At 70.0% G+C, this 19840-nt stretch carries 15 protein-coding genes and 2 pseudogenes; 3 read left to right on the forward strand and 14 right to left on the reverse strand.

Features of this window, described 5'->3' with window-relative positions; genetic code table 11:
• Positions 1-48: 48 nt before the first annotated feature.
• A complete protein-coding gene (locus ACIGDI_RS27965) occupies positions 49-561 on the forward strand; it encodes a hypothetical protein (protein WP_399901991.1) in 513 nt (170 codons plus the stop codon).
• A gap of 133 nt (positions 562-694) precedes the next feature.
• Here the strand turns inward: ACIGDI_RS27965 and ACIGDI_RS27970 are convergent, their stop codons facing one another.
• The 5 genes and pseudogenes from ACIGDI_RS27970 to ACIGDI_RS27990 all read right to left on the reverse strand — a co-directional run bounded on the left by ACIGDI_RS27970 (position 695) and on the right by ACIGDI_RS27990 (position 6958).
• Positions 695-1195 carry a hypothetical protein gene (locus ACIGDI_RS27970; protein ID WP_399901994.1) on the reverse strand — a complete coding sequence of 167 codons (501 nt, stop codon included), beginning with the start codon at positions 1193-1195 and terminating at the stop codon, positions 695-697.
• A 54-nt stretch (positions 1196-1249) separates the two neighbouring features.
• Positions 1250-2066 (reverse strand): annotated as a pseudogene (locus tag ACIGDI_RS27975) (IS5 family transposase).
• Between the two features lie 103 nt (positions 2067-2169).
• A complete protein-coding gene (locus ACIGDI_RS27980) occupies positions 2170-3549 on the reverse strand; it encodes an MFS transporter (RefSeq protein WP_399901996.1) in 1380 nt (459 codons plus the stop codon).
• A gap of 8 nt (positions 3550-3557) precedes the next feature.
• On the reverse strand, positions 3558-5588 hold the full coding sequence (locus ACIGDI_RS27985; protein WP_399901999.1) for a PEP/pyruvate-binding domain-containing protein: 2031 nt from the start codon (positions 5586-5588) through the stop codon (positions 3558-3560).
• Positions 5585-6958, reverse strand: a complete 1374-nt coding sequence (locus tag ACIGDI_RS27990) for an acetyl-CoA carboxylase biotin carboxylase subunit family protein (RefSeq protein ID WP_399902002.1) — start codon at positions 6956-6958, stop codon at positions 5585-5587. Before ACIGDI_RS27990 ends, ACIGDI_RS27985 begins: the two co-directional genes overlap by 4 nt.
• Before the next feature lie 378 nt (positions 6959-7336).
• Between ACIGDI_RS27990 and ACIGDI_RS27995 the strand changes: the two genes are divergently transcribed.
• Positions 7337-8686: a PAS domain-containing protein gene (locus ACIGDI_RS27995; protein WP_399902005.1), complete on the forward strand. Its 1350-nt coding sequence runs from the start codon at positions 7337-7339 to the stop codon at positions 8684-8686.
• A 535-nt stretch (positions 8687-9221) separates the two neighbouring features.
• Positions 9222-10858 (forward strand): annotated as a pseudogene (locus ACIGDI_RS28000) (M4 family metallopeptidase).
• Positions 10859-10967: 109 nt separating this feature from the next.
• On the opposite strand, the gene ACIGDI_RS28005 reads toward ACIGDI_RS28000, so the two are convergent.
• The 9 genes from ACIGDI_RS28005 to ACIGDI_RS28045 all read right to left on the reverse strand — a co-directional run bounded on the left by ACIGDI_RS28005 (position 10968) and on the right by ACIGDI_RS28045 (position 19566).
• Complete coding sequence (locus ACIGDI_RS28005) at positions 10968-12035, reverse strand: histidinol-phosphate transaminase (protein WP_399902008.1); 1068 nt, start codon at positions 12033-12035, stop codon at positions 10968-10970.
• A gap of 3 nt (positions 12036-12038) precedes the next feature.
• The gene (locus ACIGDI_RS28010) at positions 12039-13058 is read right to left on the reverse strand and encodes a 3-oxoacyl-ACP synthase III family protein (protein ID WP_399902011.1); all 1020 of its coding nucleotides are present in this window, start codon (positions 13056-13058) and stop codon (positions 12039-12041) included.
• The gene (locus ACIGDI_RS28015; protein ID WP_399902014.1) at positions 13055-13708 is read right to left on the reverse strand and encodes an SRPBCC family protein; all 654 of its coding nucleotides are present in this window, start codon (positions 13706-13708) and stop codon (positions 13055-13057) included. Before ACIGDI_RS28015 ends, ACIGDI_RS28010 begins: the two co-directional genes overlap by 4 nt.
• On the reverse strand, positions 13680-15464 hold the full coding sequence (locus ACIGDI_RS28020; RefSeq protein WP_399902017.1) for a thiamine pyrophosphate-binding protein: 1785 nt from the start codon (positions 15462-15464) through the stop codon (positions 13680-13682). Before ACIGDI_RS28020 ends, ACIGDI_RS28015 begins: the two co-directional genes overlap by 29 nt.
• Positions 15461-16534: a GlxA family transcriptional regulator gene (locus ACIGDI_RS28025; RefSeq protein ID WP_399902020.1), complete on the reverse strand. Its 1074-nt coding sequence runs from the start codon at positions 16532-16534 to the stop codon at positions 15461-15463. The genes ACIGDI_RS28020 and ACIGDI_RS28025 overlap by 4 nt, the downstream gene beginning before the upstream one ends.
• Before the next feature lie 223 nt (positions 16535-16757).
• Entirely contained in the window at positions 16758-16937 is a 180-nt protein-coding gene (locus ACIGDI_RS28030) for a hypothetical protein (RefSeq protein ID WP_399902023.1), read from the reverse strand.
• A 238-nt stretch (positions 16938-17175) separates the two neighbouring features.
• Positions 17176-18168 carry a serine hydrolase domain-containing protein gene (locus ACIGDI_RS28035; RefSeq protein WP_399902266.1) on the reverse strand — a complete coding sequence of 331 codons (993 nt, stop codon included), beginning with the start codon at positions 18166-18168 and terminating at the stop codon, positions 17176-17178.
• A 2-nt stretch (positions 18169-18170) separates the two neighbouring features.
• Positions 18171-18692, reverse strand: coding sequence for a pyridoxamine 5'-phosphate oxidase family protein (locus tag ACIGDI_RS28040; RefSeq protein ID WP_399902026.1), 522 nt, complete (start codon positions 18690-18692; stop codon positions 18171-18173).
• Between the two features lie 367 nt (positions 18693-19059).
• Positions 19060-19566, reverse strand: coding sequence for a hypothetical protein (locus ACIGDI_RS28045; protein ID WP_399902029.1), 507 nt, complete (start codon positions 19564-19566; stop codon positions 19060-19062).
• Positions 19567-19840: the final 274 nt, after the last annotated feature.

A 19840-nucleotide genomic window follows, 5' to 3' on the forward strand; every position in this document is an offset into this window, starting at 1 on the left:
CCGGACGGGGAAAAGACTTGGTCGGGACCAGCGCAGGGGGGAGACACTGTGGCGAGCGAGATCTCGGACGGATTCCGGTACAGCATCACGCACACGTACGTCACGCGGCGCGTCGGGGACAGCACTCAGACGAAGACACTGGTCGGCGCGGAGGTGAGGAGCCTGGACCGTTTCGCCGACCGGACCAACGAGCGGAGCGAGCACTGTGAGCAGTGCGGCGCCCGGGTGCGGGTCGTCCTCAGGTCGGCGGCCGACGTGCGGCGCCGTCGGCGTGCGCATCGGTTGCTGTGGCCTGTCTGGGCGGTGCTGGCCGTGCTGAGCGGCTGGGGCCTGGTGCATGTGGTGCGCACGGGGGACGGGCTTGGGTACGACGACCTGTTCGGCCTGTTCTTCACGGCGGCCGGCAGCGTCCTGCTCGGCTACAGCACCCTGCGCAGCCTGGTCCTCATGCATGGCTTCGACACCCCGGTGGCGACCAGGACGGACGACCGCGAGCCGTACGGCGTCCAGCACGGCTGGTCCCCGCCACGGCCGGCGGACGTCCACGATCGCACTCGGTGACGCACTCAGAACTCCTCACAGAATGACACTTTGGGGTCAGCACCTCGTGGTGAGGCGCAGTCGGGAAGCATGAGGCGATGGACTTCGATCCTCTCTCCAGCAAGTCGGCAGGCGCCGTGTGCCGGTGCGGAAGTCAATCGCGCGCGAGCTGGAGCCGTCCGAGAGAGCGCTCATCGGCGAGCCACTCATCGACCTCATGGTCGACGATGAGGCCACGTAGCCCCGCCCGCAGCTCAGGATCCAGGCGATCGCAGGCGGCTGTGAAAGTCACCAGGTCGTCGGCGCTAGCCAGCAGGGTCAGAAGCTGGAGGACCTGGCCGCTGTGGTCACGCGGGATGTTCAGGAGATCGGCGGTTGCCAGGACCGTGCCGCTGACAAGATCCCGGCTGGGGAAGCGCTGCAAGGCGCCGTAAACGGCTTGGTGGGCGCCGTAGTCCTCCTCCGCGCGGAGCGAGGCGATCAGAGCGCAAACAGTGTGGGGACCTTCGGTGCCGTCGACCATGTCCGCAAGCGCAATGTATCGGTCGTAGCGGCGTCCTGCCTCGTCGTCGGAGACGGAGAGGTCGCCGTCCTGGACAAGGGCGCTCGTGGCCAGCAGCTCTTGCCGCCATGCATCGAAGTCACCGAACGGCATAACTGCTCCCCTCATGGCTGCCCGCAGGAGCGACGGCGGGCTCGATCTCGGACCTTACCGAGCGCTCGTTCGGCTGCCTTCCGGCGGGTGCACGATGACGAGCTGTGGCAGGTGTCGCCAGCAGATGAGTGCACATCTCAGGGTGAGGAAAAGGCTTCGTGGATGTCGTCGCGGATTTCCCAGCGAATCCGCAGGCGGCGAAACCAGTGCAGATGAGCGAAGGCGCGCTCCACAACCCAGCGTTGGGTTCCGAGTCCGGAGCCGTGTTCGGTGCCTAGTCGCGCAATCAGTGGCTTCACGGCGAGCGCGCGGACGAGGCGGCGGTACCTGTCGTGATCGTAGCCGCGGTCACCGAACACGACGTCGAGGCGGCGCCGGGGGTCGGCCACGATTGCCCTTGACGGGTGGCACTGATTGGAGCAGGGGGATGAGCTGGGTGACGTCGTTGCGGTTGCCGCCCGTCAAGGTGACGGCGAGCGTGCCGGTGGGGTTCGTGATCAAGTGGTGTTTACTGCCCGTCCTGCCTCGGTCGACAGGGCTTCGTCCCGTCTTGAGGCCCCTTTTAACGCCCGGGTGTGAGAGCCGTCGACCGCCGCCCGGGAGAAGTCCAGGGCGTCCGCGCTGCGGAGCTGGCCAAGAGGACTGCGTGGAGCCAGGGCCACACGTCGGCCTCGGTCCACTCGGTCAGGCGCCGCCATCACGACATGCCCGAACCGAAGCCGAGTTCCTGCGGCAGGTGTTGCCAGGCGATCACGGTATGCAGGACGAACAAGATGCCCTGGAACACCAGCCGGTCCGGATGATGCTTCCGCCCGGGATGACGAGTGCAACGTTCGACTTTCGGCAGCAGTGGTTCGATCACCGCCCACAGTTCGTCCCCGACATGTCAGGGCTTCGGCCGAGCCACCTCACACCCCGGATCAGCGGTTCCGGATGCGATCCAACCACCTCGAAGATCATTTTGTTAGGAGTTCTTATCGGCCCCGGCGGGGACCCAGGGGCGGCTGGGCGGCGGCGCCCTCGTCCGCCGGCAGGGATGCCGGCTGCTCCGATGGCCGGGGGACGTGGGAGCCGGGGATGGGTGTTCGGGCGGTGGAGTGTTCGGTCCGGGGCTCGCCACTCCGGCGGGTTCGGTGCAGGACCAGGTGCAGGGCCGGGATCAGGAGGCAGGTGACCGCGGCGCTGTGCCACAGCAGGTCGTCGAGCCAGCCGGCCGTGAGGTAGGCGCCCGCGGCGACCGCCGCCAGCGCGCACACCCCGCGGTCCACGATGCTTTCCACGGACAGCAGTGTGGCGCGTGGTGCGTCGGCCGGGACGGCGTCGTTGACGAGCTTGCGCTGCACCGGGTACACGAACCCGGTGATCGCGGCGAACGCGCACAGCAGTGCGATGACCAGCCACGGTCCGCCGAGGGTGGTGGCCGCAAGGGTCACGGCCAGCGCCACGCTCAGCAGGGACACCCACTGGGCGGCGGACAGCCGGCGGCTCAGCCACCGCGGACGTGCCGACGCCACCGCCTCGGCCACCGTCATGGCCGCGAGCACGCCGCCGTGCGCGCCCTCCCCGATGCCGTGGTCCAGGAGCACCGGCTGGAAGAGGTTGACCTGGCAGATGCGGGCGAGCGTGAACACCGCGACGCCCTGCACCATGAGCAGCGGCAGCCACGGTGAGGCGCGCAGGGCCCGCAGGGCGGCCCCCATGTCGGGCAGGAGGGCGCCGCGCCGTCGTACGCCTGCGCGGTGCCCGGCGTCCGGGCGGGGGGCGAGGCGGGGCAGGGCCAGCGCGCACACCAGCGACCCGGCGGCGCAGGCCGCGCTGAGGACGTACGGGGTCGGCCGGGCCAGCGTCATCAGCGGGCCGACCAGCGGCCAGCACAGGACCTTGGCGGCCAGTCCGAGGGAGCGCGCGCTGCCCTCGGCGTCCAGGTAGTGCGCGTCGGCCCCTTCGCTGCGCAGCGCGTCGTAGAGGTAGGCACTCGCCGCGCCCGACGCGAGGGAGCGTCCGGCGGCGATGGCGAGGAAGTGCACGAGGAAGCCGGTGTAGGAGGGGGCGAAGACGGGCGCCAGATTGGCGGCCGTCATGACGACCGCGCCGGTGCGCAGGCAGTTGCGCGCCCCGATGCGGTCGGCCACCACACCGGTTGGGATCTCGAAGAGGCAGAACGCCGTGTAGTAGATGCTCTGGATGCCGAAGATCTGGCCGTCGGACAGTCCGGCGTCACGCTGGTAGGCATAGAACACGGGCATCCACCACAGCAGGTTGAACAGCAGCTGGAAGGCGTTGTTGAGGCGGATGACGCGGCGGGCGGCCGGGGAGGGGGCGGGGCCGGCGCGGCGGGCGGCGCGGGCGGGCATCGGGCGGCTCACCGGGCGTAGGGGCGGATCTGGACCAGCCGGAAGTCCCCTTCGCCGGTCATCAGCCACTCGATGTCGAGGGCGTCGTCGGGGTCGTCCGTGCTGAAGTGGGACTGCAGTAGGCGTCCGGTGAGGGCCAGTCGAGCGAGCGCCGCTCGGGTGGGGGCGGACAGGTCCTCGCCGGCGGTGCCGACGTCGAGGGTGCGCCCGCCGCCCTCGACGGTGTTGTACAGGTACTGCTGGGGCAGCACCGAGCCGTCCACGACGTGTTCGGGCGAGCCCGGGGCGCAGTTGACGTACACGTTGCGGAAGTCCCCCCGGCGGGTGGGGTTGCAGGTGACCAGGACGCCGCCGAGGCTCGCGGGCAGGTACTCCTGGACGATCACGCCCATGTAGGTGTCGTCCAGGCAGATGCCGACCTGGTGCCGCAGGCGCACGCTGCGCGGTGACAGCAGGGACGCCCACACCTGACGCACCGCGTCCATGAGTTGTTCCGCTCCCCGCACGGTGGTCACGGAGTCGTAGATGCCGGCGGCGGAAAAGCCGGGCAGGTCCTCGGCGTTGGAGGAGGAGCGCACCACCATGCGGCGTCCGTCCGCGAGCAGCCGCGGCACCGCGGAGGTGACCGCGCGGGCCACGTCCGGCGGCACGGGCGTGGCCCGCACGAGTTGCTGCAGATTCAGGCACAGGGGATCCACGAGGTCGAACGCCTTCAGTTCCAGGGCCATCTTCAGCTTGCCGATGCCCTGTTGGAGGGCGGGTGAGGAGGTGAGGAACAGGTGGTGCAGGCGGAAGGGCAGCGCCACGCCCTCGGGTGCGCGCACGGTGTCCGCCACGTACTGGGCGGCGGCCGCCCGGAGATGCTCGTGTGAGGCGTCCCGTTCGCCGAGCCGGGCCGCCAGGTGGCCGAGGAGGTCGCGGCGCGGCGGGCGCGGGCGGGCGTGGAACACCGTCAGGTCGGCGGTACGGCTGTCGAGGACGTGGTGGAGTTCCCCGAGGTTGGCCGCCTTGGTGCCGTAGCTGTCGCGGTCCGCGCTCCGCAGCCGGTGCAGGGCCAGTACAGGGGCATCGTCGAGCAGGGGTGTGTCGATGCGGATGCGCTGCTGGTGCCAGGCGGGTTTGGTCAGCCGGGGCGGCGCCGCGAGCGGCTCCAGCGTGACGGCGTCCTCGCTCACCCGGTAGCGCACCCAGGTGCCGTCCAGGCCGCCCCGTCCGTCGAGGGCGTCCGGCTCGTCCAGGGTGTCGAGGTCGCGCATGATGGCGTTCGGGATGCCCCAGCCGGAGGCCAGCACGTTGGTGTGGGACAACGGCGTGATGGGCGCGGTGTTGATGAAGCCGGCCACCCTGGGCACGTCGTCGGGCAGGCGGGGCATGGCGACGATGTCCGCCCAGCCGAGGTCGGCGGCGGCCGCCTCGTACGCGGCCATGGTGCGGAAGTGCCGCAGACGGCCCTCGGCCAGCCCGGGGTTGAGGCAGGTGCGGGTGCGGTCGCCGAACAGCTTGTGGCTGAGGACGCGGGGGACGACCGCCTCGGGGATCGAGGAGAGTTCCCCCTCCTGCCCGTGGTTGGCGGGCTTCAGCAGCAGCGGGAGGCGTCCGTCCACGCGCCCGCGCACATAGAGGTAGAACTCTTCCAGTAGGGCGCCGTGCATGGTGTCGGCCTCGGTGGTCTCCAGGACCAGGAAGGGACACTCGGTGCCGTCCGCCGCCCGGTCGGTGTGCAGGGACAGCACGCCCAGCAGGAAGCGACGGTCCGGGTCGGTGTACACGGACGCGTTGAACGCGTCGAGGTCGGCGTCCAGTTCGTCCATCGTCATGCCGAGGACGCGGGTGGCGATGTAGTTGACGTGGAAGGGGTGCACGCGCGTGTCGAGGAGGTGCCAGGTGCAGGTGTGCCGGTCGACGACGACCTTCAGGTACGGGTGCCCGGCGAGCACCCCGGACAGGGTGCGGAACAGCGGCAGCGTCAGGTTGGCGCCGACGACGGTGCGGTCCCCGCCCGCCTCGGCCGGGTCGGTGCGGTCCAGGGTGGAGGTCATGCCCGCGCTCCTTCCGTGGCGTGCCGTGGCAGAAGGTCCGGCAGAGCGTCCACGAGGGCGGTGAAGTCGCGGACGACGGCCTGCGGCCGGTCTGCGGACAGCAGGCACAGGGCGGCCATGGTGTTGGCGCCCGCGGCCGGGTCGTAGACGGGGACGGGGGCGCCGTCCGGCAGCGAGCTCTCCTCGACGACGCGCAGCCTGCTGCGCGCTCCCACCGGGGCGGACTCGACCACCGCAGCGGAGTCCCACAGGTGCCGGCTCGGCCACGGTTCGCCCGCGCCGTCGACGGCGAGGACGACCAGGGACCCCGCCGCGCCCCGGGCGTCCGCGGGTGTCAGCGCCCTGGCCGGCCAGTCGGGCGCGCCGCCGAGCAGCTGGTCGGTGAACAGGCCGACCAGGTCGATACCGAAGACCTCCTCGATCTGCGGCACGGTCATCGCGCCGCCGAAGCGCGCCGCTGTCTCGATCACCCACATGCGGCCGTCGGCTCCCAGCTTGATCTCGGTGTGGGTGCCGCAGTCCTCCAGGCCGAGCGCGTCCACAGCTCGCCGGGCCAGCTCCACGATCGCGGCCTGCGCCTCGCCCGTGACGGCGGCCGGGGTGATGCCGGCCCGTTCGGTGAACGGCGCCACGGTCGGCATCCGGCCGCTCACGCAGACCGGCCGGAAGACGCCTTGTGCGACCACGCCCTCGACGCTGACGTAGTCTCCCCAGCCCGGTCCCTCGAACCACTCCTGCGCGCAGCCGGTGACGATCTCCTCCACGATGAAGTCCTCGCCGCTTCCGGCGACATGGAGCTCGGCGTATCCCAGGCGCGCCGACTCGACCATCACGGCGCGCGAACGGGCCCACGCGGCCGGGGCGTCGGCCGGGGCCGAGATGATCTGGTGCGCGGTCGAACCGGCGCTCCAGGCCGCCTTCAGCAGGAGCGGGGACTGTAACTCACGTGTGGCGCTCCGCAGTTGCTCCAGCGTGGCGACGGGCCGGAAGTGCGGCTGGGGGATGCCCTGGCGGTCCCAGGCCGTACGCATGAGCCGTTTGTCGCGGGCGAGGGCCGCGGCGGGGCCGGCTCCGCGCAGTCCGAGCAGACGGGTGGCCTCGGCGACCGCGACGACCGCGTACTCCGAGAAGGTGACCACCGCGTCGGCGCCGACTTCGCGGGCCCGGCAGGTGATGGAGGCGACCAGGTCGTCCGCTCCCGCGTCCCCGGCGGCGACCTCGGACGCGCAGCACGCGCGGGTACGCGCCGCGCTGCCTGCGGGCAGTTCGCTCAGTGCCAGCAGGTGCACCTCGGCCCTCGCGGCCACCCTGGGCAGGGCGTACCCGACCGGGGGACCACCCTTGGCATGCACGTACAGCACCTTCGCCATGGGACTTCAACTCCTCTTCCTGTTCGGCGGCTTGCTCGGGCGTCACTTCGCGCGGACGGACGACGGGGCAGAGCGGCGACGAGTGCGAGGCGACGAGGCGGCGGGGTTCCGGCGCGCCGTCTCCGTATCTGCGCCCGCCGTACGGGCCGCCGTCCGGCCTTCCGTCCGTGTGCGCCGTGGGACGGTTCCCGTCCAGCGAAGCAGTCGGGTTTCCCGGCTCTCGCCGCTTCGAGCGCGGTCGTCTCAGGCACATGCCTGAGTGGGCTCGCGGGCCGGGTGCCACGCGGGCGGAAGGCGGGCCGCATGGCTCGGCATGTACGGGACACGGATGAGATGTCACACACCGTGACACTCGTACGCGATTCAAGGAGTTGGGCTGTGGACGAGGTCGATTTCAAGACGCTGCTCGCCCGTCTGCCGGTGTCCTGGTGGGAGACGGACGCCGATTCGGGGCGGGTCCGCAGCGGGGGCGGTGCCTTCACCGACGAGCACACGGCACACCGTTTCCTGAAAGCCCTTTCTGCGGAGGCGGGGGGTCCGCCGACTGCCCGGTGTGGTGAAGGCGCGCGGTTCGGTGAGGGTGCCCGGCCCATTGGCGGTGCACCGTCGGGTGACGGCCCCCGCCGCACCCGGTTCGAAGGCCGCACCTTCGACGTCACCTGGTCGGCCCGGGGCGGCGACGCCCGGTGCCGTGGCAGCCGGGGCATGGCGGTGGAGGTGGGCGACGGCGCGCCGGCGGGAGCCGGTGCCTACGCGTCGTTCGCCGATCTGAGCCCGGCGGCGATGTTCGTGCGCGACGCCGCCGGGTGCTATGTGTGGGCCAACCACGCCTACGCCCACCTGTACGGCACCACTCGCGACCGCATGGTCGGCCGTCACCTCGGCGAGTTCGACGCCCCGGGCGACGCGGCCCGGTTCATGGCACTCGACGACGAGGTCCTCACCGGCGGCCACTCCCTGCGCCACACCCTCACCTACCGGCGCCCGGACGGCTCGCCCGGCCACGCGGCGGGATATCGCTTTCCGGTGTCCTGGGGTGCCCTGCGCTGTGTGGCGGGCACCTACGTGGACGTCAGCGAGTACACCCACGCGCTGGACGGCAGGCGCCGGGCCGAGGAGGACCTGCGCGCGCTGCGGGACCACAGCGGCCTGCCCTGCGTACGGCTGTCCGCGGACGGGGTGGTCGGCGAAGCGAGCGCCGCGGCCGCCGAGTTGCTGCGTCTGCGGCTGCGCGACCTCGTGGGCTCCCCGGCCGACGCCCTCCTGGCCGAGACCCCGGAACGCGCCGCGCTGCACGCCGTCTGGGGCGAACTCACCGGCGGGCGGCGCAGGAACGCGCAGTCCAGTGCCGTGCTCGTCGACGGGGACCGCCGCCTGCGCCGCGTGTGGGTCCACCTGAGCGTCGTCAACCGCTCCCGGGGGCGGGACGCGGGAGTGTGGGCGGTGGTCACGCGGCTCGGCCTGAGCCATGAGCCGCATCCCGCGCTCACGCCGGCCCAGGTGCGGATACTCGCCCTGCTGGCCGCGGGCTACGACAACGCCGGTGTCGCCGCGGCGCTGCGCCTGTCACGGCAGACGGTCGACTACCACCTCGCCCGCCTCCGGCGTCTGCTGGGTGCGGCCACCCGTCCGGCGCTGGTGGCTCGCGCCTACGTGCTCGGCATCCTCTCCCCGCACTCCTGGCCGCCGCGCTCCACCACGGCGGCGCATCCGCTCAGCCCCGCCTGACCGGCCGTGTTGCAGGTGTGCCTCGGCCCGGCCACCGATGTGTGCCCCGGCTGTGAAGGACCTGTGGGGGAGTTGTCGGACCTTGGAAACGGGTGTAGCGCTCCCAGGCACGTCTGGGGTTCTGTCGTGTTCACCTCTCCAACCCCCCACATTCCATGGAGACTTCATGTGCACCGCTGCCGTCAGGCCGTCCAGCGTCCGAGTGGCCACGGGTCACTCGGCGAGATCGGGCCCGGCCGGAAGACCGTAGCCGCCGGGGCGTGAGGCCCCCGCCGACCCCTCGGCCAACCGGCCGCGCAGCTTCGGTCGTCCGCGCCTCTTGCCGTACACATGCCACCCCCTCGCGAACACGCGGGGTCGACCGCCAACGTCCATGGCACCGCAAGTTGTTGAAACTTGTCATGTCCATAACAGGCATGCCGTGAACGGGCATGCCTGCGGGCCAGGACGCGGCACCGCATCGGCCATCCCCCGCGCCCAACCGGCCGGCACCTGCCGATCGGACCACCCCCCACACCCCTTCAGAGGAGTTTGTGTGACCTCCCGTTCCCAGCGTCACCAGCACACCCTGCTGGCCCTCGCCACCGCCGTCGCGGCCGGAGCGCTGCTGAGCACCACCCTCGGCGGCGCGGCCACCGCACAGCCGACCGCACAGAACCGGCCCGGCGCGACTCCGGTCGCCCTGTCCGCCCATGCCCGCACCGCCCTCCTCCAGCAGGCGAGGACCTCGGCCGCCGCGACGGCGAAGGCGATAGGACTTGGCGCCCAGGAGAAGCTGGTCGTCAAGGATGTCGTCAAGGACGCCGACGGCACCGTGCACACGCGCTACGAGCGCACCTACGCCGGCCTGCCCGTGCTCGGCGGCGACCTGATCGTGCACACGGCGAAGTCCGGCGAGCGCGAGGGCGTGACGAGAGCGGCGCAGGGCTCGCTGAAGCTCGCCTCGCTCACGCCGCGCATCGCCCCCGACCGGGCCGAGCAGCAGGCCCTGGGCGTGGCGAAGGCCGCCGGCTCCGAGAAGTCGCGCTCCTCCCGGGCGCCGCGCAAGGTCGTCTGGGCCGCGTCCGGCACGCCCGTCCTCGCCTACGAGACCGTGGTCGGCGGCCTCCAGGACGACGGCACCCCGAACGAGCTGCACGTCGTCACCGACGCCGCCACCGGCCGCAAGCTGTTCCAGTACCAGGGCGTCGAGACCGGCGTCGGCAACACGAAGTACAGCGGGAAGGTGGACCTGACGAGCACCCAGTCCGGCTCGTCGTACACGCTCACCGACGCCTCACGCGGCGGCCACAAGACCTACGACCTCGCCCACGGCGAATCCGGCACCGGCACCCTGTTCTCGCAGGACAACGACACCTGGGGCGACGGGACCACGGCCTCGGCGGCGACCGCCGCCGCGGACGCTGCCTACGGTGCGCACGTCACCTGGGACTTCTACAAGAACGCCTTCGGCCGCAACGGCATCAAGAACGACGGCGTCGGCGCCTACTCGCGCGTCCACTACGGCAATGCCTACGTCAACGCTTTCTGGGACGACTCCTGCTTCTGCATGACCTACGGCGACGGCGAGGGCAACAACGACCCGCTCACCTCGCTCGACGTCGCCGGCCACGAGATGAGCCACGGCGTCACGTCCAACACCGCGGGCCTGGAGTACTCGGGTGAGTCCGGCGGCCTGAACGAGGCCACCAGCGACATCTTCGGCACCGGTGTGGAGTTCGCCGCGAACAACTCCAGCGACGTCGGCGACTACCTCATCGGCGAGAAGATCGACATCAACGGCAACGGCACGCCGCTGCGGTACATGGACAAGCCCAGCAAGGACGGCGGCTCGGCCGACTACTGGTCTGCCGACGTCGGCAACAAGGACGTCCACTACTCCTCCGGCGTCGCCAACCACTTCTTCTACCTGCTGTCCCCGGCAGCGGGAAGAAGACGATCAACGGGGTCGACTACGACTCGCCCACACAGGACGGCTCCACCGTCACCGGGATCGGCCGGGACAAGGCCCTGCAGATCTGGTACAAGGCCCTGACCACGTACTTCACGTCCACCACCGACTACGCCGGTGCCCGCAAGGGCACCCTGTCGGCCGCCGGCGACCTCTACGGCGCCGACAGCGCCGAGGCGAAGGCGGTCGCCGCGGCCTGGAGCGCCGTCAACGTCAAGTGACACCACACGCCTGGCGGGCGGCACCCGGAATTCCTCCGGGTGCCGCCCTCGCGTACGCAGGGCCGCCGGTCGCACACGACTTTCCGACCTGCATGGGCCCAGATCGCGCTCACATCGCGTTCCGGGCCAGGGCCACTCCGTCCGGTGATGCCATGGATGGGCTCCTGCCGGACACTTCGTGCCGGCTCACCCCCGCCAACGCGGCGAGCACGGCGTCGTTGGCCTGCCGGCTGCCGACGGTGAGCCGTAGGCCCTCGCCGGGGTAGTGACGAGCCAGGACACGGGCGGCGGCAAGTGCGGCAGCAGCCTCGTCGACCGGATCGGGGGCAGCGAGCCAGACGGAGTTGGCGTGGCCGGGGCGTATGTGCCAGCCTCGCTGGACGAGTTGGTGGTGGAGCCGTTCGCGTTCGGCGATGAGGGTGTCCACGCGTCGGCGCAGCTCGCCGACGGCGCGAAGCGAGGCCTTCACTGCCGCGGCTGCCACCGCGTTGATCCCGAAGGGCAGCTGTTGCCGGCGTATTCGTGCCACCAGGCCGGGGGCGCCGAGTCCGTAGCCGACGCGCAGGGCGGCCAGGCCGTACGCCTTGGAGAAGGTGCGCAGGACAAGCAGGTTGGGGTGGTGGAGCAAGAGGGCAGGCGTATCCGGCAGGTCGGCGTCACGGGCGAACTCGACGTAAGCCTCGTCGAGGAGCACGGTGACGTGTCGGGGGACCTGGCGCAGGAACGCCGACAGCGCCTCGGCGGTGACCAGGCTTCCGGTGGGGTTGTGCGGATTGCACAGCACCACGACGCGGGTGCGATCGTCGAGCGCCGCGAGCAGGGCGCCCAGATCCTGGCATCCGTCCGGGGTCAGGGGCACGGGTACGGGCCGAGCGTCGACCATGGTGGCCAGCAGGGGATAGGCGTCGAAGCTGCGCCAGGCGTAGACGACTCTTTCGCCGGGTTCGACCACCGCCTGCAGCAACTGAAGGGCCACGCCCACCGATCCGCTGCCGACCACGACACGGTCGGGGCTCACCTGGCACCATGCGGCGATCCGCTCGGTGAGGTCGTCGGGGTAGAACTGCGGGTACCGGTGGGCCTGTGCGACAGCGCGTTGCATCGCCTTGCGGACCGAGGGCAGAGGGGGGTACGGGCTCTCGTTCAGCGCCAGTCGGTGCAGCACGGGGATGTCCATCCGTCATCCCCGCCCGCCGTGCCAGCGGACCGCGACGGCACCGGCGAAGTCGCCCGCATGGGCGAATCCGCCGAGCACCACCAGGTCGCCGTCGGCGATCTGATGAGAGCGGATCGCGCGGTCCAGGGTGATCGGGATCGCCGCGCCGAACAGGTTCCCGTACTCGTCGAAGGTGTTCAGGTGGCGTTCGGCGGGCAGTTGCAGCGCCTCGCGCCAGTTCCGCAGGAAGGTGCGGTTGGGCTGGTTGGTGATGAGGACATTGATGTCGGTGGTCGCCACGCCGAGCCGCAGGCACAGGTCTGTGACCACTTCGGGGACGAGGCGGTTGCCGCGTGCCAGGACCTTGGCGACGCTGGAGTCGGTGAATCCGATGCGCAGTTGGGACTCTCCCGGCTCCCAGTACTTTCGGCCGTCGTCGAGCGCCACGGTCATGTCCCCGGCGTACTCGCCGATATGCCGGGTCTCCACGTCGAGCACAGGGCTGTCGGCCGATGTCGTCACATACCCCACGCCGCATCCGTCGCCCGGAATCGCGGCCTGGGCGAGCCTGCGCACCTCCGACTGCGTGAAGCACTGGCCCGCGGCGCTCTGCGCATTGCAGATCAAAGCGGTCTTGGCGTCGGTGGTGGTGAGGATCTGCCGTGCCAGCTTCACCATGTACACGAAGGACGCGCAGCCCGCGTTGGCCACGTCGACGAGCCACTCCGGGTTCAGGCCCAGCCTACGAGCCACCTCGGTGCCGGCGCCCGCGAACGGCAGGTCCGGCAGCTGGCTGTGCACCAACAGCACGTCCACACCTCGGATCTCGGCCCTTCCATGGCGTTCGATCAGGGGCTGTACGGCGCGCTCGACCATGTCTGCGTTGGTCTCGTCCGCTGCCACGTGGTGCCGTCGCGGCGGGACCCTGAACATCGGGTGGTTGCGCAGCTTGTCCTCGGCTCCCGGGTACTCGGTGTAGAAGGCCGCGGGGACCGGCTCGCCGGGCAGGTAGCTTGCGACGTCGGTGAGACTGACCGTGGTCATCGAGCCACCGCCTTCACGGGAGGCACGCAGACCGGCAGGCCATTGCGGTGGCGGTGTTCCAGGATCGCCTTGAGGTTGTTCATCTCCACGGTGTGCCCCGCGTAGAAGAGGTCCCAGAAGTCGCCCACCCAGGGCCGGTCCGGGCGGGGAGTCATGTCGGGGTGCGGATTGTCGTCGTAGTAGGGGTGGCGGCAGTTGGTCCAGGTGATCACCGACCCCGGCTTGTCGAGGACCAGGCGAGCCGGTACGACACGCATCAGGTAGATCATCCACAGCCTGTCGCCCTGGTCCCAGGAGCAGTGGTAGTCCACGGTCATGGCCTCGGGGTTGGCGGCCACCTTGCAGTAGATCCTGGTGTCGTCCTCGAGCCGGTCGTATCCGGCCCACAGTCCCGGTGTGCCGGTGGGCGCGAAGCCCCGCAGGGTGCAGGTCCACTCCTCCAGGTGGTGGCCCTGGCGCAGGTAGTCGTAGGCCTGCTCCGGGGGGCAGTCGACGTACTCGTGGATGGTGCAGTACTGCCCGTAGATCTGATGGTGGGGGTAGACGGCATGGGTGAGTTCCATGCAGTGTGCTGTCAGCTCCTCTTTGCCGGTGTTCTCGATCCGCATCAGACCGGGGATGTCAGCCAACGTGGACGACGCCTCGCTCATGGGAGCTCTCCTTGCTGTCGGTGGTTCGGGTGGTTTCGCCGGCTCGGGTGGCTGCGGTGAAGGACTGGAAGGGCAGGAACGGGGGGAGCTCACCTGGCTCGCAGTCCAGCGCGACGAACGCCGGGCCGCAGCCCGCGTTGCTGCGCAGCAGAGCCCTGCGCAGGTGCGCGGCGTTTTCGGCCCCTGTGACCTCCAGCGACGGGAAGGCAGCGGCCATCCCGGCGCCGAGGTCGGTCCGGGAGAAGAGGTCGTCGCTGCGGATGCCGCCCTGGAGGAACTCCTCCCGCACCGCGCACATGGCATGGGCGTTGTTGTTGAAGATGACGAAGGTCACGGGTGCGGCGTGCTCCACGGCCGTGTGCACTTCCATCCCGTGCATGAAGAAGGCCCCGTCCCCGGCGAGTACGTAGGTGCGTCGGCCGGTGGCGAGCGCGGCGCCGATCGCGGCTCCGAAGGTGTAACCCATGCCTCCCATGCCGAGCGCCACCACGAAGCGGCCGTGGCGCGGTGCCGGGAGGAGATGGACCGCGCTGGCCCCTGCGTTGCCGGCGTCCACGAAGACGTGCGCGTCGTCGGGGAGTGCCGCCTCCACCGCGGCGAGGGCCTGGGCGTAGGGGATGGTGCGGCCCCGGACCTGAGGGTCCGGGCTCGGCATGATTGTGGGAAGGGGGCCGGAGTGCTGTGGGCAGGCGCGTCGTCGCGGCGGGAGCAGGTCGGTCACCGCGCGCAGCGTGTCCGGCAGATGTCCGAGCAGCATGGTGCCCGTCACGAACGGCGGTTCGGGACCGATGCAGACGACTTCGGTGGCGGCCAGCGCGCGGTCGAGGCCGCCGCGTGCCAGGAGCGGCAGTCGGGTGCCGACCAGGAGGCACACATCGGCCCGGCGCAGACAGTCTTCGACGTTGGCATGGCCCATCACCCCGGCCACGCCTGCGAATCGGGGATCACTGTTGTCGAAGACGTCCTTGGCGTCGGGGGTGACCGCCACCCACGCCCCGAGGCGTCGGGCCAGTTCGGCCAGTTCCGCGCGTGCGTCCGTGGCGGCGACGTCTTCACCGGCGATGACGAGGACGCGGTCGGCCCCGCGAAGGGTGTCCGCCACGGCGGTGACGGCCGCGGTGTCGAGCCGCGCCGCCGGTGCCGCCGCCGTCGGCGGCACGCCCGGCGTCCGGGCCACGCTGCGGCTGGGCACCTGCACCTGCGCCTGCTGCACGTCCTTGGGCAGCAACAGCACCGCGGGCCCAGGCGGATCGGCCTGTGCCGCCGCTACGGCACGAGGCAGCAGTTCCGTGAGCGAGTCCGCGTCGTCGACCCGCGCACAGAACCGGGAGACAGGAGCGAAGACCTCCTTGGCGTCGAAGGAGCCCGCCCTGCCGCTGGTGTCCTGGAACGCCCCGTGGCCTTCCTGCCCGGTCGGAGGCTGGCCCACCAGGGCCAGGACGGGCACCCGGGAGGCGTACGCCTCGGCCAGGCCCGGCAGGAGATTCATGGCACCACCGCCCGAGGTGGCGACGACGACGCCGAGGCGCCTGGTCGTACGGGCATAGCCGTCGGCCATCGTGACGGCGGAGAACTCGTGTTTGGCGACGACGCCGCGGATCGAGCCGGCGCGGTGAACGGCGTCGTACAGGTCCTCGATGTTCGCGCCGCCGACCCCGAACACGTGGGTGACGCCGGCCCTGGCGAGTTCGCAGGCTATGTGGTCGACCAGGCGTACCGTTCCTGCCTCGGGTAAGTCCGCGGTCTTTGGGGTCATACGGGGCTCCTCTCATGGTGCGGGTCGATGAAGCCGGATGGCGAGATGAGCTGAAAGCGGTGCCGGTATTCCGTCGGGGTGAGTCCCAGCGTTCTGCCGAAGGAGCGGAAGAAGGTCTCGGGGGCGGCGAATCCGCAGCGGCGCGCTATCTGGCTGATAGTGAGGTCGGTGGTTTCCAGCAGCTCGCGGGCGCGGGCGATACGGGTCTGCTCGATGTACTGGCCGGGGGTCGTGCCCGCCTCGCGCCTGAAGACCCGGGCGAAGTTGCGCAGGCTCATGTTGGCTCGCCGGGCGATCTCGGCGACGGGTAACGGGTTGTGCAGGTTGTCCAGGATCCACTCCTGCGCGGCACGGATGGGCGGATGGTCGGCCAACTGGGCGTCGAGGACGGCGCTGAACTGCGACTGTCCACCGTGCCGCTTGAGGAACAGCACGAGGAACCGCGCCGTATGCAGCGCGCGCGCCGAACCGTGGTCGGCCTCCACCAGGGCAAGCGCCATGTCGATCCCCGTCGATACGCCGGCGGAGGTCACAAAGGGGCCGTCCCAGACGAAGATCGGCTCGGCGTCCACCGTCACGTCCGGATAGCGGCCGGCCAACGCCTCGCTGTAGGCCCAGTGCGTGGTCGCGCGTCTGCCGTCGAGGAGGCCCGCCTCGGCGAGCAGAAAGGATCCGCCGCATACCGAGGCGACCCTGCGGGACCGGGCCGCTGCCTGGCGGATCCAGGCGACCAGCGCCCGGTTGTGAAGCGCCCCGTTGAGGCTCCATCCGCCCGGCACGAGAAGCGTGTCGATCGGACCTTCCGCCGCCTCCAGCGGCGCGGCTTCCACCCTCATTCCGGAACTCATGCGCACCAGTGGTGCTTCGGGGGAGACGAGCTCGATCCGGTAAGGGGCGCCCGCCGGAGCAAGGAACCGGTTCGCGGTATCGAACACTTCAATCGGTCCGGTGATGTCCAGGGCCATTGCGCCCTCGTACACCACCACCACTACACGTCGCTCAAACACGATCACAGCCTGTATCGACTGCCGCACTGGCTGCAATGACAGATCACTGACGTATCCGGCCAACGCGCAGTCGTCGAGTACGTGAGAGCGGTGCTGGCCATGCAGTTCGTGCCGTGAGCGGCCGGCAGCGGGTGAGACAGCTCACAGGGCGCCGACTGCGCCAGCACTCTGCCAGTGGATGTGCACTCGACCCGCCCAGGAGGCGCCGGACGTCATCAAAGCCATCAAGGGCCCGACCGTCCGCACACGCTGCAAGGAGTGACGAACTTCCGGGTGACGGACGGATTTACGGCAGTTCGTCCCCGCGGACCCGATCGCAGGTGAGCAGTACCGGGTGACCTCGCTCGCCGATGTACACCGGGTGAGCCTCACGATCGTCCTGCGCGGTGCGATCGCGGACGACGTCGACGTAGGACGGGGAGCCGAAACCGCAGTCGACGGCCTCCGACAAGAACGCGCCTGCCACGCAGGGCCCCCTGATGCTGCGCGGTTGGGATCGCGACCCCGAGCTAACAGAGGTCCGGCTGCTATGTCGTGGCTGCCGAGAGATCACTCGATCAGGGGCCCTGTTCGACTGATCAATCCTGACGACGGCAAGCGGAAGCTTCGCAGTGCCGATGCTCAAGCAGGTGGGTTGAACTCGGCTGTAGTCAGGTCTGCGAGCCGTTGTGCGGTGTTGAAGTGCGGGGTGAGGCGGGTCTTGGTCATGGCGAAGGAGGTGCCGGTGGCGGTGTCGGCATAGACGTAGCTGCCGCCACCACCGACCCAGCCGAACGCGGTAGGTGCCTCGTCCGGCCGAGCGGATAGCCCAGGGCCAGCCGCGCATGGTTGCCGAAGACCTGGTCGGTGCCCTCGAAGGCCACGGCCGGCACCTCCTGGAGCTGATGCGAATCGATGAGCCGACCCTCGAGGACCGCAGCATTCATGGCAGCGATGCCCCGCGCGGTGAAGGTGCCAACTGACGGGATGTCCGCTTGCAGGATCTTGGGGCTGTTGCCCATGGCAGCGGTCGGTTGCATTTCCCAGGGCGCAAGAATGGCATCGCTGTCAGGCGGGGTGACCGGGCGCGGTGCGGCGTCCTCGAGCCGTGCCAGCCGGGCCAGGTCGGTTCCGGGCACACTGAAGTACAGCTCGCCGTCGATGTCCAGAGGCGCGGTGACCCACTCGTGCAAGAGTTGCCGCATCGGTTTGCCTGTGGCCCGGCGGGCGATCTCGCCAACTAGGAAGCCGTAGGTGAACGAGTGGTACCCCGTCTCGGTCCCGGGTGGCCACCGCGGTTCGGCGTCGGCGATCGCGCCGCAGACCCGCGACCGATCAGCCAGGTCGGCAGGGCCGATGTCACGAGGCATGGCCGGCACGCCGACCGAGTGTGTGAGCACGTGTCGAAGAGTCGCGATCGCCTTCCCGTGGGTGCCGAACTCCGGCCACAGGTCGGCGATTGGTGTGTCGTAGCCGACAGCACCGGTCCGGACGAGCAAGTGGGCGATCAGCGACGTCATGGCCTTGCCGGCGGAGAAGCCGAAGAACGGAGTCTCCGTGGTCACCCTGCGCCCGGTCTGGCTTTCGGCGACGCCGGCGACGGCGTCGACCACAAGAACACCGTGGTGGTAGACGGCGATCTGCAAGCCGGTCTCGGCTCCGGTGTTGACGAGCTCGCCGAGGACGCTTTGAGTCTTTTGCTGCAGTGAGGGCATCATCGTCACCGGCTCGGCCAGGTGTAGCGAGTCTGGCTGGACATGGGTAGCTTGCGGAAAGCGAATCCGACAGTCGGCGCCACTCGATACAGCCTTGTGTCGCCGGTGATGACGGCCTCGCCCAACCGGTACCAGGAACCCTCGGGGCTGGTCAGATGCTTTCCGTACTTCCGCTCGAAGTCTGAGACAGCCTGTTCACGCTCGGAGCGCTCGTCCACCACGGATGCGACACCCTCGATGACGACGTCCACACCGGTCAGGGCATTCGTGCCGGTCGTCAGCACACAATGGGGATTGTGATCAAGGTTTCGCGCCTTGCGCTCCTGGCCACCCGTGGTGAAGCACGGGCCGCCCAGGCTCCAGGCCGCCAGCAGCGGTGTCACGTGCGGTCGCCCGTCGGGCCGCACCGTGGAGAGCCAGAACACCTCCGCCTCACCGATGACCGCCAACGCCGACGCCCACGGCGTCGCTCGCGCGCCCGGAGACGAGAACGGTCCCAGCACAGCATCCGGTTCACTGTCGAACATGTCACGTCCTCAACGAGGCATGCTCAGGCCACCAGCACTGGTGAAGCAGTGACAGAAAACCGACCCAACACGCCTTCCGGTAGGGGTTACGTGCCGCCTTGATGATGACCGGAACTCACCGAGAAACTCATCGGTCCGCCAGAGGGCGACACCGAGACCCGCTGACGACAGGCTTGCTGTGTCCCGGTACGGCAGAGGGCCCGCTGTCGGTGCGCTGCAGCGGGCCCTCTCGGGATCGCACAAGACCACGGGGGAAGGGACATCAACTGCGTGTTCTGTGCAACGACAGCCGGCCCAGTGAGGTCACGCTCATCAGCGCATGCCCAACTCGTTCCACCGCGGGCGGCAGTGAGGTTGGTCCGTCTCTCTAACACTCGGGGCAGTCTGTCGACGGTGGGGGTTCGGGGAAAGATCGATTGCCGTCGAGCCAGTCCGTCATCCACTGTGCCAAGGTGAATCGCTCGGGGAAGAGACAGTGCTGCTCGCAGCGGGCGTTCGGTTCCCAGCCCCACATGCGGCCTTCTGGCGTGCTGAAATCAACGAACCACCAGACGGCACAGCCAAGGGTCACCAGGGGCACCGTCTGGCGCGGGGGATGCGGTGGTTCCGGCTCGGCCGGCCCGAAGGCGCGTGCTAGCTGGAGAAGAGACTCTTCGTCGCTGTACCACTGGCCAGTGTCGGTGAGAGACAGCACCCGTCCGCTGGGTCCGAAGCCGCCGTTGGCGACTTCGAGGTACAAGCGGCGGAGCAAGTCAGGCATGGGCCATCCGATGATGGCTTCCAGCTCCGCAACGGCTTCCGCAGGGGCTGGGGGAGGCAGCCGGTGTTCCTGGGCGAAGACCCGAACACGGTCGATGATCTCGTCCTCGGTCACCGACTGATCTTCGGGGCAACACCATCCGCCTGTCTATGCCAAGAGCCCCTTCCAGGGACCCGCTTACAGGCGTATGCCCAACTCATCTCACGAATCCCTTGATGATCACCAACATCGATGAGGCGGCAATTCACAGCGAGCGGGCCGCGCCTGCGAGCCTGCGGGGCGCGACGCCGCCAAGTATGCGCACCGAACGGGTTACCGCCGGGCCGCGCGGCGACGTACGAGCAGGACCGTACCCGCACCGGCGGCTACGACCGCGGTCGCGGCGCCC

Origin of the sequence: Streptomyces sp. NPDC085900, assembly GCF_044540925.1 — a bacterium.
Classification (GTDB): Bacteria; Actinomycetota; Actinomycetes; order Streptomycetales; family Streptomycetaceae; genus Streptomyces; species Streptomyces gilvifuscus.

Coding starts and splice junctions, on each gene's coding strand:
- ACIGDI_RS27970 (WP_399901994.1), bottom strand. CDS start 1,195: ATGCCGTTCGGTGACTTCGATGCATGGCGGCAAGAGCTGCTGGCCACG.
- ACIGDI_RS27980 (WP_399901996.1), bottom strand. CDS start 3,549: ATGCCCGCCCGCGCCGCCCGCCGCGCCGGCCCCGCCCCCTCCCCGGCC.
- ACIGDI_RS27985 (WP_399901999.1), bottom strand. CDS start 5,588: ATGACCTCCACCCTGGACCGCACCGACCCGGCCGAGGCGGGCGGGGAC.
- ACIGDI_RS27990 (WP_399902002.1), bottom strand. CDS start 6,958: ATGGCGAAGGTGCTGTACGTGCATGCCAAGGGTGGTCCCCCGGTCGGG.
- ACIGDI_RS28005 (WP_399902008.1), bottom strand. CDS start 12,035: ATGGACATCCCCGTGCTGCACCGACTGGCGCTGAACGAGAGCCCGTAC.
- ACIGDI_RS28010 (WP_399902011.1), bottom strand. CDS start 13,058: ATGACCACGGTCAGTCTCACCGACGTCGCAAGCTACCTGCCCGGCGAG.
- ACIGDI_RS28015 (WP_399902014.1), bottom strand. CDS start 13,708: ATGAGCGAGGCGTCGTCCACGTTGGCTGACATCCCCGGTCTGATGCGG.
- ACIGDI_RS28020 (WP_399902017.1), bottom strand. CDS start 15,464: ATGACCCCAAAGACCGCGGACTTACCCGAGGCAGGAACGGTACGCCTG.
- ACIGDI_RS28035 (WP_399902266.1), bottom strand. CDS start 18,168: ATGATGCCCTCACTGCAGCAAAAGACTCAAAGCGTCCTCGGCGAGCTC.
- ACIGDI_RS28040 (WP_399902026.1), bottom strand. CDS start 18,692: ATGTTCGACAGTGAACCGGATGCTGTGCTGGGACCGTTCTCGTCTCCG.